The organism is Streptomyces peucetius (assembly GCF_025854275.1).
Lineage (GTDB): Bacteria > Actinomycetota > Actinomycetes > Streptomycetales > Streptomycetaceae > Streptomyces > Streptomyces peucetius_A.
In genome coordinates, this window is sequence record NZ_CP107567.1 from 2,892,995 (window position 1) to 2,919,111 (window position 26,117).

The 26,117-nt window shown below is 71.8% G+C and carries 24 protein-coding genes; 9 read left to right on the forward strand and 15 right to left on the reverse strand.

Features of this window, described 5'->3' with window-relative positions; genetic code table 11:
* Positions 1 to 62: 62 nt before the first annotated feature.
* The 3 genes from OGH68_RS13215 to clpS form a co-directional block, all read right to left on the reverse strand.
* Complete coding sequence (locus OGH68_RS13215; RefSeq protein ID WP_264243714.1) at positions 63 to 1,637, reverse strand: alanine/glycine:cation symporter family protein; 1,575 nt, start codon at positions 1,635 to 1,637, stop codon at positions 63 to 65.
* Between the two features lie 406 nt (positions 1,638 to 2,043).
* On the reverse strand, positions 2,044 to 2,637 hold the full coding sequence (locus OGH68_RS13220; RefSeq protein WP_264243715.1) for a DUF2017 domain-containing protein: 594 nt from the start codon (positions 2,635 to 2,637) through the stop codon (positions 2,044 to 2,046).
* A complete protein-coding gene (gene clpS / locus OGH68_RS13225; protein ID WP_100107345.1) occupies positions 2,637 to 2,948 on the reverse strand; it encodes an ATP-dependent Clp protease adapter ClpS in 312 nt (103 codons plus the stop codon). Before clpS ends, OGH68_RS13220 begins: the two co-directional genes overlap by 1 nt.
* Positions 2,949 to 3,055: 107 nt before the next feature.
* Here clpS and OGH68_RS13230 point away from each other — a divergent pair, with 107 nt between their 5' ends.
* Both OGH68_RS13230 and OGH68_RS13235 read left to right on the forward strand, forming a co-directional pair.
* A complete protein-coding gene (locus tag OGH68_RS13230; RefSeq protein WP_264243717.1) occupies positions 3,056 to 4,384 on the forward strand; it encodes a nicotinate phosphoribosyltransferase in 1,329 nt (442 codons plus the stop codon).
* Positions 4,385 to 4,587: 203 nt separating this feature from the next.
* Complete coding sequence (locus OGH68_RS13235) at positions 4,588 to 5,172, forward strand: isochorismatase family protein (protein WP_264243720.1); 585 nt, start codon at positions 4,588 to 4,590, stop codon at positions 5,170 to 5,172.
* 633 nt (positions 5,173 to 5,805) lie between these two features.
* On the opposite strand, the gene OGH68_RS13240 is transcribed toward OGH68_RS13235, so the two are convergent.
* Together OGH68_RS13240 and OGH68_RS13245 are read right to left on the reverse strand one after the other, a co-directional pair.
* Complete coding sequence (locus tag OGH68_RS13240) at positions 5,806 to 6,117, reverse strand: hypothetical protein (RefSeq protein WP_264243722.1); 312 nt, start codon at positions 6,115 to 6,117, stop codon at positions 5,806 to 5,808.
* Positions 6,118 to 6,239: 122 nt separating this feature from the next.
* Positions 6,240 to 8,657, reverse strand: coding sequence for an immune inhibitor A (locus tag OGH68_RS13245; protein WP_264243725.1), 2,418 nt, complete (start codon positions 8,655 to 8,657; stop codon positions 6,240 to 6,242).
* Between the two features lie 375 nt (positions 8,658 to 9,032).
* Between OGH68_RS13245 and OGH68_RS13250 the strand changes: the two genes are divergently transcribed.
* A complete protein-coding gene (locus tag OGH68_RS13250; protein ID WP_264243727.1) occupies positions 9,033 to 9,341 on the forward strand; it encodes a hypothetical protein in 309 nt (102 codons plus the stop codon).
* Here the strand turns inward: OGH68_RS13250 and OGH68_RS13255 are convergent.
* On the reverse strand, positions 9,327 to 10,055 hold the full coding sequence (locus OGH68_RS13255) for an RDD family protein (RefSeq protein WP_264243729.1): 729 nt from the start codon (positions 10,053 to 10,055) through the stop codon (positions 9,327 to 9,329). The genes OGH68_RS13250 and OGH68_RS13255 overlap by 15 nt on opposite strands.
* 86 nt (positions 10,056 to 10,141) lie before the next feature.
* The gene (locus tag OGH68_RS13260) at positions 10,142 to 11,776 is read right to left on the reverse strand and encodes an RDD family protein (RefSeq protein ID WP_264243730.1); all 1,635 of its coding nucleotides are present in this window, start codon (positions 11,774 to 11,776) and stop codon (positions 10,142 to 10,144) included.
* 226 nt (positions 11,777 to 12,002) lie between these two features.
* Here OGH68_RS13260 and OGH68_RS13265 point away from each other — a divergent pair, with 226 nt between their 5' ends.
* The gene (locus OGH68_RS13265; protein ID WP_264243733.1) at positions 12,003 to 12,473 is read left to right on the forward strand and encodes an SsgA family sporulation/cell division regulator; all 471 of its coding nucleotides are present in this window, start codon (positions 12,003 to 12,005) and stop codon (positions 12,471 to 12,473) included.
* Positions 12,474 to 12,507: 34 nt separating this feature from the next.
* Here the strand turns inward: OGH68_RS13265 and OGH68_RS13270 are convergent, their stop codons facing one another.
* Entirely contained in the window at positions 12,508 to 13,875 is a 1,368-nt protein-coding gene (locus tag OGH68_RS13270) for an FAD-binding oxidoreductase (protein ID WP_264243735.1), read from the reverse strand.
* A 109-nt stretch (positions 13,876 to 13,984) separates the two neighbouring features.
* On the opposite strand from OGH68_RS13270, the gene OGH68_RS13275 reads away from it, so the two are divergent.
* Positions 13,985 to 15,661: a tetratricopeptide repeat protein gene (locus OGH68_RS13275; RefSeq protein WP_264243736.1), complete on the forward strand. Its 1,677-nt coding sequence runs from the start codon at positions 13,985 to 13,987 to the stop codon at positions 15,659 to 15,661.
* Positions 15,662 to 15,673: 12 nt separating this feature from the next.
* Here OGH68_RS13275 and OGH68_RS13280 read toward each other — a convergent pair whose 3' ends face one another.
* The 5 genes from OGH68_RS13280 to hppD all read right to left on the reverse strand — a co-directional run bounded on the left by OGH68_RS13280 (position 15,674) and on the right by hppD (position 20,816).
* The gene (locus tag OGH68_RS13280; protein ID WP_264243739.1) at positions 15,674 to 16,300 is read right to left on the reverse strand and encodes a class F sortase; all 627 of its coding nucleotides are present in this window, start codon (positions 16,298 to 16,300) and stop codon (positions 15,674 to 15,676) included.
* A 138-nt stretch (positions 16,301 to 16,438) separates the two neighbouring features.
* Positions 16,439 to 16,885 carry a hypothetical protein gene (locus OGH68_RS13285; protein ID WP_264243741.1) on the reverse strand — a complete coding sequence of 149 codons (447 nt, stop codon included), beginning with the start codon at positions 16,883 to 16,885 and terminating at the stop codon, positions 16,439 to 16,441.
* Between the two features lie 94 nt (positions 16,886 to 16,979).
* On the reverse strand, positions 16,980 to 18,878 hold the full coding sequence (locus OGH68_RS13290) for a sensor histidine kinase (RefSeq protein ID WP_264243743.1): 1,899 nt from the start codon (positions 18,876 to 18,878) through the stop codon (positions 16,980 to 16,982).
* Complete coding sequence (locus OGH68_RS13295; RefSeq protein WP_264250059.1) at positions 18,865 to 19,569, reverse strand: response regulator transcription factor; 705 nt, start codon at positions 19,567 to 19,569, stop codon at positions 18,865 to 18,867. Before OGH68_RS13295 ends, OGH68_RS13290 begins: the two co-directional genes overlap by 14 nt.
* Positions 19,570 to 19,670: 101 nt before the next feature.
* A complete protein-coding gene (gene hppD, locus OGH68_RS13300; protein ID WP_264243745.1) occupies positions 19,671 to 20,816 on the reverse strand; it encodes a 4-hydroxyphenylpyruvate dioxygenase in 1,146 nt (381 codons plus the stop codon).
* 121 nt (positions 20,817 to 20,937) lie between these two features.
* Between hppD and OGH68_RS13305 the strand changes: the two genes are divergently transcribed.
* The 4 genes from OGH68_RS13305 to OGH68_RS13320 all read left to right on the forward strand — a co-directional run bounded on the left by OGH68_RS13305 (position 20,938) and on the right by OGH68_RS13320 (position 23,681).
* Entirely contained in the window at positions 20,938 to 21,417 is a 480-nt protein-coding gene (locus tag OGH68_RS13305; RefSeq protein ID WP_264243748.1) for an Lrp/AsnC family transcriptional regulator, read from the forward strand.
* Positions 21,418 to 21,486: 69 nt separating this feature from the next.
* Positions 21,487 to 22,104 carry an ArsR/SmtB family transcription factor gene (locus OGH68_RS13310; protein WP_264243749.1) on the forward strand — a complete coding sequence of 206 codons (618 nt, stop codon included), beginning with the start codon at positions 21,487 to 21,489 and terminating at the stop codon, positions 22,102 to 22,104.
* A 15-nt stretch (positions 22,105 to 22,119) separates the two neighbouring features.
* Entirely contained in the window at positions 22,120 to 22,302 is a 183-nt protein-coding gene (locus OGH68_RS13315; RefSeq protein ID WP_264243751.1) for a hypothetical protein, read from the forward strand.
* On the forward strand, positions 22,299 to 23,681 hold the full coding sequence (locus OGH68_RS13320; protein ID WP_264243753.1) for an MFS transporter: 1,383 nt from the start codon (positions 22,299 to 22,301) through the stop codon (positions 23,679 to 23,681). Before OGH68_RS13315 ends, OGH68_RS13320 begins: the two co-directional genes overlap by 4 nt.
* Here the strand turns inward: OGH68_RS13320 and OGH68_RS13325 are convergent.
* Positions 23,620 to 24,408: a PDZ domain-containing protein gene (locus OGH68_RS13325; protein WP_264243755.1), complete on the reverse strand. Its 789-nt coding sequence runs from the start codon at positions 24,406 to 24,408 to the stop codon at positions 23,620 to 23,622. The two genes, OGH68_RS13320 and OGH68_RS13325, sit on opposite strands and share 62 nt — an antisense overlap.
* Positions 24,409 to 25,266: 858 nt before the next feature.
* Positions 25,267 to 25,908 (reverse strand): IclR family transcriptional regulator, encoded by a 642-nt coding sequence (locus OGH68_RS13330; protein WP_264243757.1) that lies wholly within the window; start codon positions 25,906 to 25,908, stop codon positions 25,267 to 25,269.
* Positions 25,909 to 26,117 lie beyond the last annotated feature (209 nt).

Consider the following 26,117-nt stretch of genomic DNA (forward strand, 5'->3'; position numbering starts at 1 on the left):
CGTCCGCACCGATGACGGTGCGGACGGGGCCCGGGGTGGAGGAGCGGGAGAAGCGCTTCGCGTCAGTTGGCGGGCACCTGCGCGCGGGCGGCTTCCTCGGCGAGCTCGGAGGCCTCGATCTCCTCGTCGCTCTCTCCGGCGTCCCTGCGGCGGACGTAGTCGAGAACCTTGACGAGCTCCTTCTTGACCACAGGGGCCAGGAAGTACAGGCCGGTGATGTTGAACAGGGCCGCCATGAAGAGGAAGGCGTCCGACATGTCCACCAGGGTGCCCAGCGACAGCAGCGCACCCGCCACGACCATGACCGAGAAGACGATCTTGTAGGTGATCTCGGAGGCCTTGCTGGCGCCGAAGAGGTGCGTCCAGCACTTCTGGCCGTAGTAGCCCCAGGTGATGACCGTCGAGAAGGCGAAGAGGATCACGGCGACGGTGAGCAGGTACGGGAACCACGGCAGCGCCGTCCCGAAGGCGTCCGAGGTGATCTCGATGCCCATGCCGGTGCCGCCCACCTCGCCGGTGCCGTTGGCGACCTTCTCACGGGCGTCGAGGTACGCGGGGCCGCCCGCGATGACGATCGTGAGGGCGGTCATGGTGCAGATGACCACGGTGTCGATGAAGGGCTCCAGCATGGCCACCAGACCCTCGGTGGCGGGGCGCTTGGTCTTCACCGCGGAGTGGGCGATGGGAGCCGAACCGATACCGGCCTCGTTGGAGAACGCCGCGCGCTGGAAGCCCACGATCAGGGCGCCGATCAGACCACCGGCGACGCCGCTCGGGTCGAAGGCGCTGGTGAAGATCGTGCCGATCGCGTCGGGAACCGCGGTCACGTTGAAGCTGATGACGAGGAGACAGGCGATGACGTACATGATCGCCATGGACGGCACGAGGCGGCTGGTGACCTGTCCGATGGAGCGCATGCCGCCGATGAGCACGAGGGCGACGAGAGCGGCGATCAGCAGGCCGTAGAAGAGCGCACCGCCCGAACCGGCGAAGAAGCTGTCCTCCTCGCCCGTGACCTTCGTCAGCTGCGCCAGCGACTGGTTGACCTGGAAGAGGTTTCCGCCGAAGAAGGTGAAGAAGAGGATCATGATGGCGGACAGGGTGGCGAGCACCTTGCCGAGAGCCGGCTTGCCGAGCTCCGCCAGACCCTTCCGCAGGTAGAGCATCGGCCCGCCGGAGACCTTGCCGTTCGCGTCGATCTCCCGGTACTTCACGCCCAGGGTGCACTCGACGAACTTGGTGGCCATGCCGAGGAGGCCGCAGAGGATCATCCAGAACGTGGCGCCCGGACCACCGATGGAGATGGCGATGGCGACACCGGCGATGTTGCCGAGGCCGACGGTGCCGGACACCGCGGAGGTCAGCGCCTGGAAGTGGTTGACCTCGCCGGGCGCGTTCTTCTGGTCGTACTTGCCGCGGACGAGTTTGAGCGCGGTCTTGATGTGGCGCAGTTGCGCGAGCCCGAAGTAGGCGGAGAAGAACGCCCCAGCCACGACCAGCCAGCCGACGATCAACGGAAATTCCGTTCCGAAGACAGGAACGGTGTAGAAGACCACATCCATCAGGAAGGTCGAGACCGGATCGAAGAAACCGCTGACGGCCTCATCGATGTTCTGGGCGATGCTGTCAAGTGACATCTGACTACCTCGGGGGGAGGGGGTGCCGCCGCGCGCAGGGCGCAGCGACCGGCCTTACGGTGCGGATGTGAGCGAACGCCGTTGTCCGATCGGCGACTGGGGCACCGGCAGGCGTCCGCGGACATCGGACACCGGCGCTTCAGTTCTTACGCCGGCGGAAACCGGCCACTGCCCGCGGATTCGAGGGGACACGTTCGCGGGACGAGTTGCGAAGTTCTACCACGCACTTCGCCCGGGGGTTAGTGACGCAGATCACACATCATGCCGTCAAGGGCTTGTGGGCAGGAGAATCCCAGGAGCGGTGACGGGATCGTTATGCGGATTTGAGCCTCCGCTGAGCGAACGGACCCATCAGGTGCAATATGCACCGATCCGGCGGGTCGTGTAGGTGCACCATGCACCGATCTCAGGGCATCAGCGTCTCGACGAGCGTCTCCTGGAGCGCACCGAGCCACAGGTACGCCATGACCATGGGTTTGCGCGGATCGGAGTCGGGGAGGCGGTACAGGGCGGCGTTCTCGTCTTCCTCGCCGACGTCGAGCCGGGTGCCGATGGTCAGCCGCAGATCATTGAGAGCACCGAGCCAGTGGAGACAGTCGTCCGAGCCCAGCTCCAGCACGGCGCCGTCGTCCCCGACGGTGCCGAGGGAATCGAGGGTCTTCACGACCGCGAGGGCGTCATCGCGCTTACGGGTGCGCAGGTCCTTCTCGGTGAAGCGCCTGAACTCGGAGGACGCGGCCCGCAGCTCCTCGTCCGGTGTCCCCGCCTCCGGGTCGGCGTAGGCCTCCGGGAAGAGGCGGGCGAGGGCCGGATCGGAGGGCGGCTCGCTCGGCCCCTCGGCGAAGAGGGCGGCCAGCGGGTCCTCGCCCTCGGCGGGCTCGTCACCCGGCCCGATCAGTTCGAGAAGCTGGACCGCGAGGGAGCGCAGGATCGCGACCTCGACCTCGTCAAGGCGTACGGACGCGCCGCCGCCCTGGAGCGGCTCGAAGTGAGAGCTCATCAGCCGCGGTCCTGGGTGAGCGTGGCCCACAGTCCGTAACCGTGCATCGCCTGCACGTCACGCTCCATCTCCTCGCGGCTGCCGCTGGAGACGACGGCGCGCCCCTTGTGATGGACGTCGAGCATCAACTTGTGCGCCTTGTCCTTCGAATAGCCGAAGTAAGCCTGGAAGACATAGGTGACATAGCTCATCAGATTGACCGGGTCGTTGTGCACCAGCGTCACCCAGGGCACATCGGGCTCGGGGACGACGTGCGTCTCCTCCGCCGACTCCGGTCGTTCGATCTCTACGGGCATCGTCACTCCACCCATGCTGCCACCCGAGGGGCCGCATCGCACAAACGGCCCCGCCGCATCATGACGACCCGTCGGAAACGGGATCTCGTCAGAGTGACGAAATGTGCGCTAGCATCGCCGCCATGAACGCTGCAGACCTTGGGCTGCCGGTGGACGTGCCGTCGACCGCGCTCTTCACCGATCAGTACGAGTTCACGATGCTGCAGGCGGCGCTGAAGGCCGGCACGGCCGACCGGCGTTCCGTCTTCGAGGTCTTCACCCGGCGCCTGCCCGAGGGCCGCCGCTACGGCGTGGTGGCCGGAACCGGCCGCGTGCTGGACGCCGTCGAGAACTTCCGCTTCGACGCCGGCGTCCTCGGCTTCCTGCGGCAGCAGCACATCGTCGACGAGCCCACGCTCGAGTGGCTCGCCGGCTACCGCTTCCGCGGCGACATCTGGGGCTACCCGGAGGGCGAGGTGTACTTCCCCGGTTCGCCGATCGTCCGGGTCGAGGGCTCGTTCGCCGAATGCGTGCTGCTGGAGACCGTGATCCTCTCCATCCTCAACCACGACTCCGCGATCGCCGCGGCAGCGTCGCGGATGTCGGCCGCCGCGGGCGGACGCAGGCTCATCGAGATGGGCGCGCGCCGCACCCACGAGCTGTCCGCCGTCGCCGCGGCCCGTGCCGCGTACGTCGGCGGCTTCGACTCCACTTCCGACCTGGCCGCCGGCTTCCGCTACGCCATCCCCACCGTCGGCACCAGCGCGCACGCCTTCACCCTGCTGCACGACAGCGAGCGCGGCGCCTTCCAGGCCCAGGTCGACTCGCTCGGGCGGGGCACGACCCTGCTGGTCGACACCTATGACGTGGCGGAGGCCGTCCGTACGGCCGTCGACATCGCCGGCCCGGAGCTCGGGGCCGTACGCATCGACTCCGGCGACCTGCTGCTCGTCGCGCACCGGGTGCGCCAGCAGCTGGACGAGCTGGGCGCCGCCGACACCAAGATCGTCGTAACCTCCGACCTCGACGAGTACGCGATCGCCTCGCTGGCCGCGGCCCCCGTCGACGCGTACGGGGTCGGCACGCAGCTCGTCACCGGCAGCGGCCACCCCACCTGTTCGATGGTCTACAAGCTCGTGGCGCGCGCCCAGTCCGCCGACCCGTCGGCGCCGCTGCAGCCGGTGGCCAAGAAGTCCCTGGGCGGCAAGCTGTCCATCGGCGGCCGCAAGTGGGCGGCCCGCCGCCGGGACGCCGACGGCATCGCGGAGGCCGAGGTCGTCGGCGTCGGCGAGGTGCCCGCGGAGCTCGCCGAGCGGCAGCTGCTGGTGGAGCTGGTCAAGGGCGGCGAGGTCGTCGCCCGCGAGCCGCTGGACGCGGCCCGTGACCGGCACATCGCGGCGCGCGCCGGGCTGCCGATGTCGGCGATCCAGCTGTCCCGGGGTGAACCGGTGATCCCGACCGAATACGCGTGAGGCCCGCGGTGCCTGCGGCGCCCGCGGCGCCTGCGGGGTGCATGAAGCGCCCGCGATCGGGCACGTGTACGCCGCGGGCCATGACTGCGGGCCGCAGCACCCTCCCGCACGGCGTGGCGAGTGTCTACGCTCGGTAGTTCGTGCCCGTCCCGCCCGTCCGCCGTTCCGACCGTCCCCGCCGAAGCCACCGAAGGAAGCCCGCCATGCACCGCGCCTTGATCGTCGTGGACGTTCAGAACGACTTCTGCGAAGGCGGCAGTCTCGCGGTGGCGGGAGGAGCCGACGTCGCGGCCGCCATCACGGAGCTGATCGGCAACGCCCAGCCGGGCTACCGCTACGTGGTCGCCACCCGCGACCACCACATCGAGCCGGGCGACCACTTCTCCGACAACCCCGACTTCGCCGTCTCCTGGCCACCGCACTGCGTGGCCGGCACGGAGGGTGTCGGCTTCCACCCGAACTTCGCCCCCGCCGTCGCCTCCGGCGCGATCTCCGCGGTCTTCGACAAGGGCGCGTACGCGGCGGCCTACAGCGGCTTCGAAGGTACGGACGAGAACGGGACGACGCTCGCGCAGTGGCTGCGGGCGCGTGACGTCACCGAGGTCGACGTGGTCGGCATCGCGACCGACCACTGCGTGCGGGCGACGGCGCTGGACGCGGCCCGTGAGGGCTTCACGACGCAGGTGCTGCTCGACCTGACGGCCGGGGTGTCGCCGGAGACGACCGGGCGGGCGCTGGAGGAGCTGCGGGGGGCGGGCGTCGAGCTGAGCGGCAAGCCGGTCGTCTGACCGGGCGGCGGGGCCTGGGCACGCGCCAGGGGGGCGTCCCGCGCCGAGCCGGTCGTCTGCCTGGCGCGCACCATTGGGGCGTCCCGCGCCCGGACGGGGTCGGGCCGGGTGACGTCCGGCCTGCCGGTGGCCGGGGCCGCTGCGCGGGGCTTGTCCCCTCCCCGCCCTTCCCGAAACCGGGGCTCCGCCCCGGACCCGACACCTGTGTGCGCGCGGCGTAGCCCGCTCCCCCGCAGCGGGGCTCCGCCGCGCTGCGGGGCAGGCCCCGGCTCTGAACCGCCGGACATGGGGAGACATTGACGCGAGCACGAGGACGGGGCGGAAGCCCTGCCGCGCCGCGCAGCGTGGCCGTGGCCCGGGCCGTTTCTGGGCACGGGGCCGGGCCCCGGCCCCGTGCCCAGGGACGGCGCTCCGCGCGGTGGCCTCAAACTCCCCCTACCGCCTGGCCTGGCCGGGGGAGTACCCCGGCCAGGCTGGAATTGCCGCTCCGCGGCACACACCAGCCCCTGGCGGCACATCCGGTCCCGCCACGGGCATCTCCAGCCCCACCGAAGGCACGTTCGGCCGCCGGGGGCACGTTCAGCCCCGCCGGCGATTGAGGCGCAGTCCCCGGGGCAGAGCCCCGGGGAGGGGTCAGGCGGCTGGGCGGCGGAGGAGGGCGCGGGCCGGGTGCCAGAGGGGGGAGGCGGCGCCCTCGTCGGCGCGCCACAGCAGGCCCTCCGGGTGGTGCAGCACCGCCGTGATCTCGTCCGGCGTCGGCGGCTCCGCGTTCCCCCGCAGATACACCGCCCTGAAGCCGAGATTCCGCAGCCGCGTAAGCGCTCGCGCGCGGTTCGCCGCGTGGACCAGGAAGCGAACCGTTCCTCCGCCGTCGGCCGGGCTGGGCAGGCTGAGCGCGACGACGACACTGCCGTTCGGCAGCTTGCAGAAACCTCCGCCGGGCATGCGGAACCACTCCCCCGTGAGTCACTGTCAATAAGAACCTCGGTCAGACGCACCTAAACACGATCGGCCGCCGCCCGCTAGAGGGCGACGGCCGATCATGCTTTGACCTGCGGTGTTACGAATTACTTGGTCGACGGACCGACCTTGACCGTGATCGTCTGGCCGCTGCGCGGCTCCTTGACGATCGAGATCTTGGTGTTGGTGTCAGTTACCTGAACGCTGCCCGTCGGGTTCTCGGCATACCAGTAGGTGCCCTTGCGGTCGTCGAAGACCGGGTTGCCGCGCTGCGAGGCGATCCAGTGCGGCTTGTCCGCGTTGTGCAGCCAGAAGCTGTCCGTGCGGTACCGGCTGAACGTCGAGTCGAACGTCTGGATCTTGTTGCGGAGCAGCTTGCCGTCCGACCACTTCATCGGCTTTGCGTGGGCGTCGATCGGAAGGACGAGACCCTGGCCCGGGTGGGCGCTGGTGTTGTTGTCCTTCTGCGAGGTGTCCCACTGCCAGATCAGCAGACCGCTCTGGTAGGGGTAGTGCTCGACCCAGCTCGCCCGGTCGCCGGTGAAGCCGAAGTTGTACGGGCCGACCTCGAGGGTCTTGTCGTACGACACGTACTGGCGGTTCTCGGCGATGTAGTACTGCTCGTACTCGTTCGTGAAGGACTCGCCGATGCGGCTGAAGCCCTCCGCGGTCCAGCCCTCGACCTCGCCCTCGGCGTCGTCGGAGAAGACCGGCGCGCCGTCGGCCGTGACGGTGATGGCGTCGGCCGCGAAGCCCTTGCCGGCGACGCCGCCGTCCGTCTGGTAGCGGAAGCGGACGTCGACCTTCTGGCCCGCGTAGGCGTCCAGCGAGTAGACGAGCTTCTGGTGGCCCTCGGAGGGGCCGGTCAGCGCCGGCCTGTCGCTCGAGTCACGGGTGATGGCCTTGCCGTCGGCCGTGCCGTCCACCGGCGTCCAGTTGGCGCCGCCGTCCGTCGAGACCTCGGTGTAGAGGTAGTCGTAGTCGGCCTCGATGTCCCACCAGCCGTCGAGCTCCAGCGAAGCCGTCGACGTGCCGGTGAGGTCGACCGTGCGGGACAGGGTGTTCTTGAGGTCGTCACCCATGTCGCTCCACCACTGCTTGGAGCCCTGGGCGGGCTTCACGACAGTCGTGGTGACGGCCTTCTTCGGCAGCTCGACGACGAGCGCCTGCGGCTTCTTGGTGTTGTACGCCGACACACCCAGGGTGTGGGTGGACTTCGTCGCCGCCTTGGCCGTCTCGTAGTTGAGCCAGCCGAGCTGCAGCTTGTCCCAGGCGGTCATGTCGCCGGGCAGGTCGCCGATGGAGTCCTTGCCCGCGCCGAGCCAGGAGCCGGCCGACATCAGGGTCCAGAAGCCGGTCGAGTTCTCGCCGCCGCCGGAGGTGTCGTAGTGGTCCGGCAGGCCGAGGTCGTGGCCGTACTCGTGGGCGAAGACGCCGAGGCCGCCGTTCTCGGGCTGCACGGTGTAGTCGCCGACCCAGATGCCGGTGTCGCCGATCTGGGTGCCGCCGGCCTTGTTGTCCGCCGGGCCGGACCTGCCGGCGTCGGTGCCGTAGGCGTACCAGCGGTGTGCCCACAGGGCGTCGGGGCCCTGGGCGCCGCCGCCGGCCGACTCGTCCTCGCCCGCGTGGACGAACTGGAAGTGGTCGATGTAGCCGTCGGCCTCGTTGAAGTTGCCGTCGCCGTCGAAGTCGTAGCGGTCCCACTTGTCGTACTCGGCAAGCGTCGCCTTGATCTCGGCGTCGGTCTGCCCCTTGGCCTTCTGGTCGGCGACCCAGGCGTTGACGCCGTCACGGACGGCGTCCCAGGCGCTGGCGCAGGTGGACTGGCCGCAGTAGTTGGAGCCGTAACGGGCCTCGTTGTACTCGACCTTGACCCAGTCGGAGACCGTGCCGTCGACCGAGTAACGGCCGGAGGAGGTCTTCTCGTAGTAGGTCTTCAGGGAGTGCTTCGGCTGCCCGTTCTCGTCCTTGCCGGTGCCGAAGTACAGGTCCTGGAAGTGCTCCCGGTCGTAGTCCGCCTGCCAGGCGGTCGAGTTGTCCTTCGACCGGTCGGGCTCGGCGATCTCGTTGTGCAGCGGCCCGGGCGTGCCGCCGTACTTCTTGACCGGCGGCTTGGGGCCGTCGGGGCCGTCCGGGTCGAACATCGTCGTGTCGTCGACCTTGTCGCCGAACTCCACGAGGATGGTGAAGATCTTGTCGGTCTTCTCCCGGGCGAGCTCGACGTACTTCTTGTCGTCGAGCTTGACGACCTTGGAGCCGCCACGCGTCCGCACATCGGCCTTGCCGGATATGACCTGCTCCAGGGCCGCCTGGCGCTGTGCCTCCTCCTGCTTGCTGAAGGGTCCTTCGAGGTCGTGCTCGACATGGCCCTTGTGCGGTGCCGGGTCGTGCCGCTCGATGCCCGCAGGGTCCGCCGACTTCTGGCCGTCGGCCTGCGCGCTGGTGAACGCCGAGGCGGTCGCAGTGGTCGCGGCAAGGGCCACGAGCACCGCGGATGCTCTGAACGTCCGTCGCTTACTGGTCACTTGATGGTGTCCTCCCCCGCGTCCCGTCGCTGCTGCGGACCGGAATGTGGGGTCGTCCGCGCGCACGGTATCGCGTCTCAAGTGACGACATTCGACCGGAGTTGAGGGAGAAAAGACAGACCTTGACTTGGACAGGCCAACTGCACTATGCAGAAGCACGGATCCGTTATCCGGACGAAGGCGAATCAGGACAAGAGGCGCACATTTTCGGCCACTTGGCCGAACGAATGAACCAGTGCGCCCCCCATGCACCGGCACCGTGTGTTAGGTCACGCTTACTGCCGGTTCCGCAGGGGCATCCAGCATCGTAGAGTCTCAAGTCAGTGCGAACTGTCCAGACTTCGACCTGCCCCTGTCCCGAGGACGGATACCGTCATGCCGCGTCCGACTGCCGCACAGCTCGCCTACGGTTCGGCCACCGTCGTCTTCTCGACCGTCGCCCTCCTGCTGCTGACCCGCACCACCAACGGCGTCGCGGTCGCTGCGATCGGCATCGCCTCACTGGCGCTCGGACTCCTGGTCGCGGTGACGCTGCCCGTGCGCCGCAGGACCGGGCCGGCCAGGGCCGCCGCCGCGGCAGCGGTCCCGGCCGCCGCCCCTGACGGACTCACCGCCCGGGTCCCCGCGGCGCGTGCGCACACCGGGGCCGAGGCCAGGACCGGCGAACACTCACTGCGCCGCTGACACCACGACGGTCTTGCCCGCCTTGTCGTGCAGGCCCTGCCGGTACGGCTTGTCGGTGAGCACGGTGATGACGATGACGATCCACCAGATGCAGTAGCAGCACACCAGCGCGGGCACCCAGAGCACCGCCGCCCGCAGGAACGAGGATCCGACGTCCGGCACCCGGCCGTCGTTGAGCATCGCCGTCCGCAGCTTCATGATCTTCTTGCCGAGGGTCTGCCCGTTGTTCTTCGCCGTCATGATCGTGTCGTAGCCGATGTAGGCGACGAGGGTGATCAGCGACCACAGCCACTGCTCGCCGGAGTTCACCCGGTCCGCGACCTCGTCCCAGTCGTCGCCGCCGTAGGTCCCTTCGATGCCGCCGAAGAACAGGGAGATGAGTACCAGCGGCACAAAGACGATGATCATGTCGATCAGCCTGGCCAGCACCCGTTTGCCGAACGGGGCGAGCGGCGGCATCCCCGCGAGTGGATCGGCGCCGCCGTACGGGCCGCCGTAGGCGCCCGCGTCGTACCCGGGGGGCTGCCCGCCGCCGCCGGCACCGTACGCCCCGCCGGTTCCTCCGTAGGGCGAGTCGTACGGTGAACTGCCGCCTGCGGCGGGGCCGTTCCCGGGGGGCGGCGTCGGCCCGCCGGGCTCCTTCGGCTCCTGCGGCCTCTTGCGGAGCGGGTCTTCGTCGGGCGGCGGTCCGGTCGGCGGCTGATCGTTGCTCATGGGGGCAGTGCACCCCGGCCCCATGAGCCCCGCAACGGCTCACGGGCGTTCGGGGGAACCGCCGCACGAGCCTTACGACGACGGCGTCAGCCGGTCACGAACGTGTGCGCCGCCTTGTCGTGCCAGCACTGCCGCCACGGCCGGTCGAAGAGGCACCAGAGCACATTGAGCACACCGACGACAAGGACGCCGAGCACGCCGTAGAGGAGCCAGCGGCGCAGTGCACCGCCGAAACCGGGCGGCTCGTGGGTCTCGATGTCCACGACCTTCAGACCGCAGAGCTTCTTGCCGAGCGTCCGCCCCCACTTGGCGGTGGGCAGCGACTCGTACAGCACGCCGAGGATTAGCAGGGCACCGAGGACGATGCCCAGATGGCCGGCGGTGGTGCCGTCGAGCAGCCAGACAGTGACCGTCTCGCCGGACAGCTTCGCCGCCTCGATCTTGTCGTCGATGTGGGCGCGCGTCTGCGCGAGGACCGGGACGGCGACCGCGCCGACGAGCGCGCCGAGCAGCACCGTGTCGATCAACCGGGCGGCCAGCCGCTTGCCGAGACCCGCGGGCCGGGCGGCCGCCTGTGCCTGCGCGGCGGCGAGAAACGGGTCGTTGACCGGGGGCTTCCAGGGCAGGACCGGCTCGCCCTCGGCGGTGCCCGGCGACTGCGCGAGCTGGTGCACCTGCTGCGCCCACGAGGCGGCGCCGCCACCGGCGCTGCTGGTCACCGGCGGCTGGGACTGTGCGGGCACCTGGGGCTGGGCCGGGGCCTGCTGCGCGGCCTGGGCGTGCGGGGCCGGCTGGGCGTGGGGAGCCTGCTGGGCGTGGGGAGCCGACCGGGCCTGCTGGGCGGCCGGGGCCGGCTGCGCCTGGGCCGCCGGGGTCCGGGCAGCGGCGGGCGTTTGCGGTGCGGCGGCGGACTGCGGGCCGTGCTGCGCCGGGCCCGGCCGGCCGGGAGCCGCCCCGGCTTCGCCGCCGCCCGGGCGCGGCGGCGCCGCGCCGTCGGCCTGCCCCGGGCGCTGGGCCCGGATGGTGACGGTGTTCTCCGCCGGCTGGTGCGGGCCCGGCGTGCGGCGGGCTGACGTCCCCTCCCCTGCCGGCTGCCCCGTACTGGCGCCCGGCCCCTGGCCGGGACGGACGGCGCGGATGGTGACGGTGCCGTCCGCCGGCGGCTCACCGGAGGATGACGTGCTCACGGGACGGACGCCGCCGGGGACCTCGTCGGCTGCCGGCCCGGCCTGCGGGCCCACGGACCGTACGCCGGGAAGCCGGCCGCCGGTCGGATCGGCGGGCCGGGCGGGTTCGGCCGGGCGGCGCGGGTCGGCCGGTGCGCCGGACGCCGCAGGCCGGTCGGCGGTACGGGGGTCGCCGCCCCACGAGACCCGGTTGTCGAGGTCGCCGCCGAAACCGGCCTGACGCGAGGTGTCGGCCTGCCAGGCGGTGGCGGGCTCGGGGCGGGAGGGTTCGTCCGACGGCTCCTCGTCGAGGAACACCGGGCCCGTCTCCTCGACCGAGGGAGCGGGCGGGGCGGCGGCCGACGCGGCCGGCGCGGAGGAGGCCGCCGACCGTGGCGGGGCGGGCATCGGCTCGTCCGCCTTGGGGGCGGGCCTGCTCGTGCCGGGCACCCATGCCGCTCCGTTCCAGTACCGGACATATCCGGGAATGGACGGGTCCGGGTAGTAGCCGGGCGTGGGGCTGCCGTCACCGGTCGCCGGGGTTGGGGCGCTCATCACCGTGGTCCCGTATCTCTTCGAGGCCTCAATTCAAGGCACCACATCTATCAGACCCGCGCGCACCGCTGGGCCGGTCCTGCCGTAACGACCCCTTTCCAGTCACGGGACAGTCACGGAAAGTTACTACGGAAAGTCGCGTCATGACCGCGGGGCAGGGCGCTCTCCTCCCCTGAGGCCCACTCACCGGGCCGCCGCAGCAGGCGCAGAAGGAAGGAAGAGACCCATGCAGAACGTGGTGGAACGCGAGCTCGAACTGAAGCTGGTGCTGTCGCCGGAGCGCAACGTCCCCGTACCGGCCCGGCTGAGTTACCGTGCGGACGACCCCTATGCCGTGCACATCGTCTTCCACGTCGGCTCCGAGCATCCCGTCAACTGGACGTTCGCCCGCGAGTTGCTGATCGAAGGGGTGTCCCGGCCGTGCGGCACGGGGGACGTGCGGGTCTGGCCGTCGAAGAGCCAAGGGCGTGGCGTCATCCTCATGGCGCTGAGTTCACCCGATGGGGAGGCGTTGCTGGAGGCGCCGTCCACAGGGGTGTCGGCCTGGCTGGAGCGGACGCTGCGGGTCGTGCCGCCGGGTTCGGAGCCGGCGGCGCTCGGCCTCGACGAGGCCCTGGCGGAGCTGCTCGCTCCGGCCGGGGCGGACGAGATGCGGGCGCACGGCTCCTCCGGTGACCCGCAGGACGGCGATGCCTGAGGGGTGTGGACCGGCGGCGTCCGCCCGGGACGGGTCAGAAGAGCTTGCCCGGGTTGAGGATGCCCAGCGGGTCGAAGGTCTGCTTGATGCCGCGCTGCAACTCGAGGCTCACGGGGCCGAGTTCGCGGGCCAGCCATTCCTTCTTGAGCACCCCGACGCCGTGTTCGCCGGTGATGGTGCCGCCCAGTTCCAGACCGAGCGCTATGATCTCGTCGAAGGACTCGCGGGCGCGCCGCGACTCGTCGGGGTCGAGGTGGTCGAAGCAGACGACGGGATGGGTGTTGCCGTCACCGGCGTGGGCGCAGACGCCGATGGTCAGGTCGTACTTCTGTGCGATCGCGGCCGTGCCGTCGATCATCGCGCCGAGCTTCGACCGCGGTACGCACACGTCGTCGATCATCGTCGCCGACTTGACGGTCTCCAGGGCCGTCAGCGACATCCGGCGGGCCTGGAGCAGCAGTTCGGACTCGGCGACGGTGTCCGCGGGCACCACCTCGCTCGCCCCCGCGGCCTCGCACAGCGCGCCGACGGCGGCGAGGTCGGCCGCGGGATCGGGCGTGTCGAAGGCCGCGAGGAGCAGGGCCTCCGTCGTCTCCGGCAGCCCCATGTTGGCCAGTTCGTTGACCGCGCGGACCGTGGTGCGGTCCATGATCTCGAGGAGGGACGGGGTGTGGCCGCGTTCCATGATCGCGCAGACGGCGTCGCAGGCGGTGGCCGCCGAGGGGAACTCCGCGGCGAGCACCAGCTGGGCCGGCGGCTGGGGCCGCAGCGCCAGGACCGCTTCCACGACGATGCCGAGGCTGCCCTCGGAGCCGACGAAGAGCCGGGTCAGGTCGTATCCGGCGACCCCCTTCGCGGTGCGCCGGCCGGTGTCCAGCAGCCGTCCGTCGGCGAGGACGACCTTCAGCCCGAGGACGTACTCGGCCGTCACCCCGTACTTGACGCAGCACAGGCCGCCGGACGCGGTGCCGATGTTGCCGCCGATCGTGCACATCTCCCAGCTCGAAGGGTCGGGCGGGTAGTACAGCCCGTGCTCGCCCACGGCCCGTGAGAGCACGGCGTTGACGACGCCCGGTTCGACGACGGCGATCCGGTCGACCGGGCTGATCTCCAGGATCCGGTCCATCTTCGTCAGCGACAGCACGATGCAGCCGTCCGACGCGTTGGCCGCGCCCGACAGGCCCGTACGGGCCCCCTGCGGCACGACCGGCACCCGCAGGTCCGTGGCGGTGCGCATCACGTGCTGCACCTGTTCGACGGTGCGCGGCAGGACCACGACGGCTGGGGTGCCCGCCGCGCAGAAGCTCGCCATGTCGTTGCCGTACGACGCGGTGACGTCCGGGTCGGTGAGAAGGGCTTCGGCGGGCAGACCGTCGCGCAGCCGCTCGAGGAGATCGTCCATGATCCCAAGCCTCGCACCGGGGGCCATCGGTGTGAACCCGTCTGCGTTCCACTCCATGGGTCAGAGTGTGTTCTTCGTATCGGCTGTGCGCTGCCGCACAGTGAGCGCCATGAAGAGCGAAACCCTGAAGAACGCCGCTGTCAGCACGCTGGTCGGCGCGACACTGGTCACCGGGGTGATCGTGCTCGCGCCCGGTTGGGGGAAGGACGCGCCGCCGCCCGCCCCCGGTCCCGTGGCCAGGGCGATGGCCGCGGCGGACACCGGAGCGCCCGCCTCGCTCACCGATCTCGACGCGCTGATCCGCAACCGGGAGCGCTTCGTCCGCAGCCATCCGGGTGACCGGCGGTCGTGGGCGGCGCTGGGCTCCGCGTACGTGGAACGCGGCACCCGGTTCGGAGACACGGCGGACTACCCGAAGGCGGAGCGCGCGCTGAAGCGGTCACTGGGCGCGGTGCCCGCCGCCAAGGGCAACGTCGACGCGCTCGTGGGGCTGGCGGAGCTGGCGAACGCCCGGCACGACTTCGCGGGCGCGCGCGGTCACGCCGAGCGGGCCAGGAAGCAGCAGCCGGAACGCTGGTCGGTGTATCCGGCGCTGATCGAGGCGTACCACGGGCTCGGCAAGTACGCGGCCGCCGGAAAGGCCATGGACAAGCTGCTGGAGCTGCAGAGCGGACCGCAGGTGCAGGGGATGGAGGCGCGGGTCTACTGGAACAAGGGCTGGCGCGAGGACGCGGCGGCTCTGGCGTACGGCGCGACCGCGAACTCCCGTACCCCCGCCGAGAAGGCCGTCGCGCTGCACCGTGAGGGCGAGCTGGCCTGGGAGCGCGGCGAGGCCGCGGACGCGGTGGAGCACTACACGAAGGCGCTGAAGGCCGTGCCGGGCGGCCACCGGTCACTGGCCGGCCGGGCCCGCGCGCTGGCGGCACTGGGACGCACGGACGAGGCGCTGGAGGACTACCGGTCGGCACTGGCGAAGGTGCCGCTGCCCGAGTACGCGCTCGAGTCCGGTGAGCTGTACGAGTCGCTGGGCCTGAGCGGTGACGCGGCCACCCAGTACGAGCTCATGCGGCAGCAGGTCACCCGTGCCGGTGAGCACGGCGTGAACGGGGACCTGGTGCTGGCCCGCTACGAGGCCGACCACGGGGACCCGGCCGCCGCGGTGCGCCGGCTGCAGGGCGAATGGCGGCGCGGCCACCGCAGCGTGTACGTCGCGGACGCCATGGGGTGGGCGCTGTACAAGGCGGGCCGGGCCGACGACGCGCTGCCGTTCGCGCGGCTCGCGACCGACCAGGGGCTGCGCAGCGCCCTGTTCTCGTACCACCTGGGCGAGATCGAGCGCGCGCTCGGCGACTACGGTCCGGCGCGGCGTCACCTCGACGAGGCGCTGCGGACGAATCCGCACTTCTCCCCGCTGCTGGCGCCGCTGGCGCGTGAGGCACGGGACGCGCTCGGCGAGCCGGAGGCGGGCGGGCCGACGGATATGACGGGTGACGGGCCGTCGCCGCTCGAGTCGCCGGCACCGCCTCAATCGCCGTCCGCGTCGGCTCCGGCGGCTCCGTCGCCGTCGGACTCCTCTTCAAAGGCCCCGGCGGCCCCTTCGGAGCCTTCGGCCACTTCGGCTCCTTCGTCTCCCTCGGCGTCTTCGGCCTCTTCGGCTTCTTCGGCGGGCTCGGTGCCGGACGGTGCGGCGGCGTCGCAGGCGCCGGCCGCAGCACGGCCCGCTCCGGAGCTGCGGCCGGTGCAGCGCTCGGCGACCGCCGACTCGGCGGTGGCCACGACCGGCTGACCGCCCCGCCCGCTACGGGCGCAGGGCGGCGTGGACGATGAGGTTGTCCACCGGATGGCCCTCGTCGTCGAAGGCCCCGTCGCAGGTGATGAGACGCAAGACCCGGTCGTCGGTCGCCCCGTAGACCCGCTCGGTCGGGAACGCCTTCTTGCTGACGGTCTCGGTGGCGGTGACGGTGAAGCGGTGCGCCGTCCCGGCGGCGTCGCGGACGGTGATGTCCGCGCCCCGACGGATGTCCCTCAGGTCGTGGAAGACGGCCCGGCCGAACCGCGTCTCGTTGTGGCCGATGATCACGGCGGCGCCGAGCTCGCCCGGGACGGCCGCGCCGGTGTACCAGCCGGCCGTCATGCCCTTCTCCGCGGGCGGTACCTCGACCGTGCCGTCCGGCTGCAGGCCGAGCCGCATGAGTGCGCTGCGCACGCCGATCGAGGGGATCGCGACCTGTACGGGTTCGGCGGCCGTCCGGCGCCTGTCGGGGGACGCCGGGGCGGGTGCCGATGCGGTGGACGCCGGTGGCGCGGGGTCGGGGGCGGCCGTCCGCTGCGGTGCCGAGCATCCGGCGACTGCGGCGAGCACCAGGCACACGGCGGCCGTGAGCGCGCGGGCCGGCCGGGCGGTCCGGTGGCGGGGTCGGGACATGGAGGACTCCGGGCGGGGTCGACGTGAGGGCCGGCCTCTTCGGTCACGGCGTGCGCCGTGACCGAAGAGGCCGGGACGGAAGAGTCCGCCGCGTCCGCGCAGGTGCGCACGGGGGCGTACGGCGGGCCGGTGGGTGATTCAGACGCCTTGGGCGCCCTTGCGGCGGCGGAGCACGAGCGTGCCAGCTCCCGCGAGCAGGGCGATCCCCGCCGCGGAACCGGCGAGCGCCGTGCCGGTGGTTGCCCCGGCGGCGGGGCGTTCACCCGCGTCCACGCCGCCCCGCGGGGCCGCCGGCGCGGGGGCCGCGTCCCGTCGCTCGGCGGGCGCCGGCGCCGGCTTGTCGCCTGCCGCAACGCCGCCGCGCGGCGCCGCCGACGGGCCGCGGTCCTGCGACGGCCGGGGCGCGTCGTCGCCGCGGGCGGGGGCGGGTACGGGGGTGGTGCCGTCGGCGCTCGGGGCGGGGGTGCGGTCGGCGCTCGGGACGGGGGCGCCGTCGGCGGCGAACGCCGGTGCGGACGGCAGGAACGCGGCGCCGGCCACGAGCGCGGCGACCGCGACGGTGCGCAGGGTGGGACGGTGGGTCATGGGGGATGGCTCCATTCCGACTGGCTTTCGAATCACCCGGATCCGCAAGACCACGGGCTCGGCCACAGGCTGTCGGGGAGTTGTGAGGAAGCTGTCAGACCGCTGTGGTCATCCCGTCAGGTCCCGCCGCCGGGAGCCGCAGCGTGAACACGGCGCCCCGCCCCTCGCCGCCGCTCACTTCGACGGTGCCGCCGTGCGCCTCGGCCAGTTGGCGCACGATCGCCAGACCGAGTCCGCTGCCCCCGGTGCGCCGGTTGCGGGACTTCTCCGCCCTCCAGAAGCGGTCGAAGACGTACGGCAGGGCGTCCGCCGGGATGCCGCTGCCCGTGTCGGCCACCTCCACGGCGACGGTGCCGGCCTCCGCCTCGTACGCCCTCAGGGTGACGCTGCCGCCTGCCGGGGTGTGGCGTACCGCGTTGGAGAGGAGGTTGCCCAGGGCCTGGCGCAGCCGTACCGGGTCGGCCGTCAGGACGGGTACGGCCGCGCCGACGACGGTCTTCAGCGTGACTCCGGCGGCCTCCGCGAGACCTTGGTGCGCCGCGGTGGCCTGGCCGAGCAGTTCGCCGACGCGCAGGGGCTCCGGGTGCAGGCGCAGGGCGCCGGCGTCGGCCTCCGACAGGTCCCGGAGGTCGTCGATGATGTGCTGGAGCTGCACGGCCTCCTCCAGGAGGGAGGAGACGAGAGCCGGGTCGGGTTCCGCGAGCCCGTCCTGTGCCGCTTCCAGCCAACCGCGGATGTTGCTCAGGGGTGTGCGCAGTTCGTGGGCGACGTCGCTGACCATCGCCTTGCGCTGCCCCTCGAGCCGGGCACGGTGGGCGGCCATGTCGTTGAAGGCCGCGGCCAGGCGACCGATCTCGTTGTCGGCGCTGACGGGCACCGGCTCCGGGTGGCCGTCCTTCATCCGCTGGGCCGCGCCTGTGAGCGCCTGCAGCGGCCGTACCAGGCGGGTGGCGGCGAGCAGGGAGGCCCCGAAGGTGAGAGCCAGGACGAGGGCCGCCGCGCCCGCGATACGGGCCGTGTTCGCCGGCGACAGGTCGAAGCCGGGCACGTTCGCCGTGTCGGCATCGCCGATGAACAGCAGCGCGGGCGAGGCGACGTATGCGCTGAGCTGTTCGCGCCGGGCGGTGCCGACACAGGAGGCGACGACCCGGTCCTGCTCGTCGTCGGCCTCGCGCGGGGCGGGCATCGGCTGCGGGGGCAAACTCCAGGAAAGGTCCGGGTTCAGCCGCACCTCGTCGAAACCCTGGCGGACGAGGCAGGCGTTGGCGAGGTCGTCGAGGGCGGCGAGCGCCTTCGCCTCGGTGGCCGTGGGGGTGTCGAGGGCGTCCGTCGGGCACCGGGCGCCCCGGGCACGGTCGGGATCGTTGCCGACGGTCTGGATGCGGGGCCGGCCGCTCGGCTCTTCGACGACGTCCACGGCGATCCCGTATCCGGTCAGGCAGTCGGCGGCGCGACGTGCGGCGTCGTGCAGGCGGGTGCGTTCGCTCGCGGTCAGTTCGAAGGGGCCCACCGCGCGGGGGTCGATGCGGTCGGCGGTGCCCGGCTGGGCGCCGCCGGCCGGCGCGAGCGCCGTGTCCGGGGAGAGCGGGTCGACGACGGCCGAGGCCGTGGGTGGCAGGGCGGGGACCGGGCCCGCCGAGTCGGCGGAGTCGGCGGAGTCGGCGGAGTCGGCGAGGGGCGTGCGCTGCTGGGTGGTCAGGGCGATCCGACGGCCGGTCTGCGCGGCCAGTTTCCGCAGCGTGGCGTCGACGCCGTCCCATTCGGGGTGGGTGGCGGCGTAGCCGAGGAGGGTGTTGTAGATCCGGGCGTCGTCGGCGAGGTTCTGGCCCTGTTCCTGCTTGATCGCACCGGAGGTGGTCTGCACGGCGAGCCAGGCGGTGGCGGCCACGGAGCAGGCGGCGACGAGGGCGGAGACGGCCAGCAGCCGGCCCAGCAGGCTCTTGCGGAGCGGCAGCCGCCCCGGGCTCGTGCGTTCCCGCTCAGCCCGCGGCACGGGAGGCGCCCTTGTCCGGGTCCGTCAGTTTGTAGCCGACGCCGAAGACCGTGAGCAGACGTACGGGGCGGCGCGGGGCGGATTCGATCTTCTTGCGCAGGTTCATGACGTGGACGTCGACGGTGCGGTCGCTGATGTACCGGTCGTAGCCGTGGAGTTCGGCGAGCAGCAGCTGTCTGGTGAAGACCCGGTCGGGCTCGGCCGCCATGGCGGCGAGGATGCGGAACTCGCCGGGTGTGCACTCCACCGGCTCGCCGTGGACGGTGACTTCGTGCCGGTCGGGGTCGACGTGCAGCGCGCCGACGGCCAGCGCCGCCGACGGCCGGGCGGCGGCCACGGGCCGGGTGCGGCGGAGCAGTGTGCGGACCCGGGCCATCAGTTCCCGCGGGCTGTAGGGCTTGGTCATGTAGTCGTCGGCCCCGAGGTCGAGGCCGAGCAGCAGGTCGTCCTCGGTGGTGCGGGCGGTGAGCATCAGCACCGGCAGTTCGCGGGCCTCGGCGCGCAGCACGCGCAGCACGTCCAGCCCGTCGGCGCGGGGCATCATCACATCGAGCAGCAGCAGGTCGGGTTCGCGTCCGCGGACGGCGTCGATGGCCGCTCTGCCGTCGCGTACGAGGGTGACCGCATGACCCTCGTGTTCCAGGTACCGGCGTATCAGTTCGGCCTGTTTGCCGTCGTCTTCGGCCACCATGACGTTTGCGCACACACCGACGATCGTAGGCGGGCCGGTGGAACGGCCGCGGCCCCACGGGTCAGGGTCCGGGGGGCCGCGGCGGTGCCGGGGGCGAGGGACTACAGGTTTCCGCGCTTCTCCTGCTCGCGCTCGATCGCCTCGAAGAGCGCCTTGAAGTTGCCCTTGCCGAAGCCCATCGAACCGTGTCGCTCGATCATCTCGAAGAAGACCGTGGGGCGGTCCTGGACCGGCTTGGTGAAGATCTGCAGCAGGTAGCCGTCCTCGTCGCGGTCGACCAGGATCTTCAGCTCGCGCAGCGTCTCGACCGGCACCCGGGTCTCGCCGGCCCACTCGCCGAGCGTGTCGTAGTACGAGTCGGGGGTGTCGAGGAACTGGACGCCCGCGGCGCGCATGGAACGCACGGTGGAGACGATGTCGTTCGTGGCGAGCGCGATGTGCTGGACGCCGGCGCCGCCGTAGAACTCGAGGTACTCGTCGATCTGCGACTTCTTCTTCGCGATCGCCGGCTCGTTGATCGGGAACTTCACCTTGAGGGTGCCGTCGGCGACGACCTTCGACATCAGGGCGGAGTACTCGGTGGCGATGTCGTCGCCCACGAACTCCTTCATGTTGGTGAAGCCCATGACCTTGTTGTAGAAGCCGACCCACTCGTTCATCCGGCCGAGTTCGACGTTGCCGACGCAGTGGTCGATGGCCTGGAAGGTCCGCTTGGCCGGCGGCTCGACGATCGGGGCGGCGGCGGCGAAGCCGGGCAGGTACGGGCCGTCGTAGCCGCTGCGCTCGACGAGGGTGTGGCGGGTCTTGCCGTAGGTGGCGATGGCGGCCATCACGACGGTGCCGTGCTCGTCCTTGACCTCGTACGGCTCGGTGATGCCGGTGGCGCCGTGCTCGACCGCGTACGCGTACGCCTTGCGGGCGTCCGGCACCTCGATGGCCAGGTCGACGACCCCGTCACCGTGAGCGGCGACGTGGTCGGCGAGGAAGTGGCCCCAGTCGGTGGACGCCTTGATCACGGAGGTGAGGACGAAGCGGGCGGCGCCGTTGGTGAGGACGTAACTCGCGGTCTCGCGGCTGCCGTTCTCCGGTCCGGAGTAGGCGACGAGCTTCATGCCGAAGGCCGTGGAGTAGTAGTGCGCGGCCTGCTTGGCGTTGCCGACGGCGAAGACGACCGCGTCCATTCCCTTCACCGGGAAGGGGTCGGCCTGCCGCGTGGTGTCGGGGGTGTGATCGATGGTCTCAGTCATAGGGGAAGGCTCCCGCCGATCCACAAGGTGCGCAATAGTTTGTGTTCTGGCTGGGCAATCTGCCCAGCTGAGGTCCACAATCGCCGGACGTTGTGTACAGGATGACCATCGGGAGGGCGCCATGGCGATCGATCATCTGGACGGGCGGCTCATCGTGCTGCTGGCACGTGAGCCGAGGATCGGTGTACTGGAGGCGTCACGGCGGCTCGGCGTGGCACGCGGGACGGTACAGGCGCGCATGGACCGGTTGCAGGCACAGGGGGTCATCCGGGGTTTCGGGCCGGACGTCGACCCGGCGGCGCTCGGATATCCGGTGACCGCCTTCGCGACGCTGGAGATCAAACAGGGGCAGGGCGCGGACGTGCGCGCACATCTGGCGACCGTGCCCGAGGTGCTCGAACTGCACACCACCACCGGACACGGGGACATGCTCTGCCGGCTGGTCGCCCGCTCCAACGCCGACCTCCAGCGGGTGATCGACCGGGTGGTCGGCTTCGAGGGGATCGTACGGGCGTCGACGGCGATCGTGATGGAGAACCCGGTGCCGCTGCGGATCATCCCGCTGGTGGAGCAGGCGGCGGAGGACTCGCGGGGCACCTGAGGCCACTTGCAAAGGAGTGGTTGCAAAAAAGCGTTGCAAAGGTCTCTTTGCAACGCTACCTTTGCATGCATGAGCGAGAAAGAGGAACCGAGAGAGCCCGCCGAGGGCGAGGCCGGGGCGCGCAAGGTCCGTGCGCTGGATCCGCGCTCCCTGCGCGGGCTCGCCCACCCTCTGCGGATGCGCCTGTTCCAGACGCTGCGCCAGGACGGCCCCGCGACCGCCTCCCGGCTCGCCGAGAAACTCGGCGAGTCCAGCGGTGCCACCAGCTACCACCTGCGCCAGCTCGCGGCCCACGGCTTCGTCGAGGACGACCCGGAGCGCGGCAAGGGCCGGGAGCGATGGTGGAAGGCCTCCATCGACGGCATGCTCTTCGACCACGCCCTTTACACCGACCCCGATCCGACGGTGCGCGGAGCCGCCGACCTGTATCTCCACGAGCACGCGACCATGCACACGCAGGAGGTCGCCACCTGGCTGGGCACCCTGAGGGACTGGCCCGAGGAGTGGCAGCGCGTCTCCGACCTCAGCGACTTCACCCTGCGCCTGACCGCGGCGCAGGCCCACGAGCTCAGCGAGAAGATCCACACGCTCATCGAGAGCTACCGCGACCACGAACGGGCGCCCGGTACCGAAGGCGCCGCCCAGGTCCGGCTGCACCTCCACGCATTCCCGCGCTCCACCGGCTGAGGAGACCCGAGAGTCATGCACTCCGACATACATCTGATGCTGCACGCACTGCGCGCCGGGGACCTGCGCACGGCGGCCGCCGGCCAGGTGCCGCGTGAGGCACTGCGCGCCCGACTGGGCCTGGCCTTAGTCGGGTTGGGGCTGCGACTGCTGCGGCAGCCACCCGCGCCCGCCCTGTGCACGACCCGCCTCGCATGAGCGGGCAGGGGGGACCGAAGGCGACGCGGAGGGGGCCGCTCGCCACCGTACTGGCGGCCAACGCCGTCTCCATCACCGGCAATTCACTCACCCTCATCGGCGTCCCGTGGTTCGCGCTCCAGACCACGGGCAGCCCCGGCAAGGCCGGCCTGGTCGCCTTCTGCGCCACGCTGCCGGTCGTCGTCTCCGCCATCATCGGCGGACCCGTCATCGACCGGATCGGCCGACGCCGGGTCAGCATCATCACCGACGTCGTCTGCGCCGTCGCGCTCGCCGCGATCCCGCTGCTCCACTACGCGGGAGCGCTCCGGTTCTGGATGCTGTGCGCGCTCATGGCCGTCACCGGCCTCTTCCACGCACCCGGCGAGACCGCCCGCTACGTGCTCGTGCCCGACCTCGCCGAGCTGGCGGGGACACGGCTGTCCCGTGCCGCAAGCCTCTTCGACGCCGTCTCGCGCGGCGCCCGGATGGCCGGCGCGGCCCTCGCCGGCGTCCTCATCGCGCTCATCGGCGCGGAGGCGGTCCTGCTCATCGACGCGGCCACGTTCTGCGGCTCCGCCCTGCTGATCCGCCTCGGCCTGCGGCGGGTCGGCGCGGCCGAACCGCAGCGGAACTCAACACCGGTGTCCTTCGCCGCCTACCGGGACCAACTGCGCGAGGGCTACGCCTTTCTGCTGCGCACACGCCTGCTGCTGGGCGTCGTGCTGATGGTGATGGTCACCAACGGCCTCGACCAGGGCTGGAGTTCGGTCCTGATGCCCGTACACGCCAAGGACAACCTGGGCGGCGCGCGGGACCTGGGCCTGCTGGCCGCCGTCTTCGGCGGCTGCGCCCTGCTCGGGGCACTGCTCTACGCGGCCGTCGGGCACCGCTTCCGGCGGCGGGTGCTCTTCACCGTCGCGTTCCTGATCTGCGGACTGCCGCGGTTCGCCGTGGCGGCGCTGGTCGACGGCACCGTGCCGCTGGCCGTCACCATGGCGGCGGGTGGGCTGGCCGCCGGGATGCTCAACCCGATCCTGACCACGGTCATGTACGAGCGGGTACCGGAGCGGCTGCGCAGCCGCGTAGCGAGCACCACCACGGCCGGGGTGCTGATGACCACACCGCTCGGCGGCCTGGCGGCCGGCTACCTCATCGAACAGGCGGGCCTGGCGACGGCGCTGCTCACCATGGGCGGGCTGTACTTCCTGACGACGCTGGCCCCGGCCGTGTTCCCGCGCTGGCGGGAGATGGACGCGGGAGGCGTCCCGCAGGAGGGCCGCCCGGAGAAGGAGCCGGACGAGGGCCCGGACGACGGCCCGGACGACGGCCTCGAGGTCAGCAGCTCGGGACCTTCCCGCCCTTCTCCAGCGACCGCAGGGACTCCACCGCGCCCTTGAGCGTCGTCACGGGGATCAGGCGCATCCCCTCGGGCAGCTCGGCCTGCGCGTCGGAGCACTCGTCCTCCGGCACGAGGAAGACGGTCGCCCCGTCGCGGGCCGCCGCCTGCGTCTTCAGCGACACCCCGCCGACCGCGCCGACCTTCCCGTCGGCGGTGATCGTCCCCGTACCCGCGATGCTGCGGCCGCCGGTGAGGTCGCCGCCGGCGCCGTCGCCCTCCAGCTTGTCGATGATGCCCAGCGAGAACAGCAGCCCGGCGCTGGGTCCGCCCACATCGGCCAGGTGCAGCGAGACCTTCACCTCGGCCGGATCCTCGCCGAGGTACGAGAGGGCGGCCCGGGTGGCGACGTCCTGCGACTCCTCCATGTCCCTGGCGTTGTGCCGCTGGACCTCCTTCTCCGACTTGCCCGGCGGATAGACCGCGTCCCGCGGCAGCACGGCACGGTCGGTACGGAACCAGCCGTCGGCCACGTCACCCAGGTCCACGTCGGCGGCGGGACCGGTCGCCACGATCGTCGTCATCCGCAACGCCCCCTCGGTGGGGCGGGTCGGCGCACCGGAGATCGTGATCACCGGCGTCCCCTGGTGCTCGCCGAGCACGTCCGCGGTCATCCCGGGCTGGGCGACGACGAACGGCAGCGGCGCGAGCCCGGCGACGGTGAACAACGCGAGAACGGGCAGGGCACAGACGGCGAGGGCGCGGGGGCGCGTGAGACTGGAGAGCACGCGCCCAATGTAACCGGGCCGACCGGGCGCGACGCTTGCGCGCTTGCGTGCTCGGGCGCTTGCGTGCTCGGGACCGGGGCGGGCTGCGCCGGTGGGTGGTTACGGGGGCCGGGGCCTCCGGAGCGCGGCACCCGGACTGCTTTCCCGTACCTGCCCCGCCCCAACCAACGACGCCTTACGTCCGGGCACCCCACTCCTCCGACCCCGCCCCCCTCCCGCCCCTGGCACCCGTCCCGACCGGTGGTCGCCGCCCGGGCCGGTGGCCCCCGTCCCGCCGGGGGGCCACCGGCCCGGCAGGGCCTGCGTCGCGCGGGGCCGCTTCCCATCCCGGGCCGGGCCGGAGCGCCTTCCGATGCACGGGACCGCTCCCCGTCACATTGAGATGGGCCGGAGCCAACCCGGGCAGGGCCCCCGTGCGCGAGGGCCGATTCCGGTCCCGGGTCCGGGGGCGGAGCCCCTTCGGGACAGGAGGCGGGTCCCACGGCCCGGGTCCGGGGCGGAGCCCCGGTTTCGGGAAGGGGCGGGGGGACGGGGGGACTTTTCCCTACCCAGCACCTGCCCACCGGTAGGAGCGACGGCGTCGGCCCGGGGCAGGGGGACGCGCAGGGGGCGTGTTCGGGACGTAAGGCGTCGTAAGTCTTGGGCGAGGCAAGTACGGGAAAGCAGTCCCGGACATGCCCCCGGAGCGGCACCCGGACGCCGCGCAACACAGACCGGGCCGAGCCCGAGACGCACCCGGACGCCACACCACACGGACCGGGCCGAGCCCGAGAAGCACCTCAGGCCACGCCCGAGAAGTACCCGCACCCGGCCACGCCCGGAAACGTGAACCCGGTACGCCGCCCGCCCGAGGGCCCGTCAGCGGAGCGCGTCCGCGACCTCGCGCGCCGCGTCGACCACGCGGGGGCCGACCCGTTCCGGAACGGAGTCCGCGAGCATCACCACGCCGACGCTGCCCTCTATGCCCGTCACCCCCACCAGCGCCGCGGCCGCGCCGCTCGCGCCCGCTTCCAGTTCGCCGTGGGTGAGGGTGTATCCGGGCTCGGTGGTCTTCGTCCGGCGGGCGGCGAGGATGGCCTTGCCTGCCGCGCCCCGGTCCAGCGGGTGCCGGAAACCTGCCCGGTAGGCGACGTGGTAGTCGGTCCACGTGGGCTCGACGACGGCGACGGCGAGAGCCTCTGCCCCGTCGACGAGCGTGAGGTGCGCGGTGGCGCCTATGTCCTCGGCGAGGGAGCGCAACGCGGGCATCGCCGCCTCCCGCACCAGCGGGTGGACCTGGCGGCCGAGGCGCAGCACGCCGAGGCCGACCCTGGCCCGCCCGCCGAGGTCGCGGCGGACGAGGGCGTGCTGCTCGAGGGTGGCGAGCAGACGGTAGACGACGGTGCGGTTGACGCCGAGTTTGTTGGACAACTCGGTGACGGTCAGCCCGTGGTCGGTATCGGCGAGCAGCTTGAGGACACGTAGTCCCCTGTCGAGCGTCTGGGAGGTTTCCGCGGTCACGACGCCCTCTCCTTCGGAGTGAGTGACGGCGGCCCTCCGAAGGGAACCTGCGGCACCGGTCCCATCGGCGACGCACCCAGAGGCCGCCGGCAGGCCATGGCACACCGACTGCGCTCCGCGGCGGCGCTGCCACGGGGCGTTTGTATTGCGGGGACAGTAGCGACCGGCACCGCTCAGCGGAAGCCCTCGTCCAGAATCCGGGCGCCGGG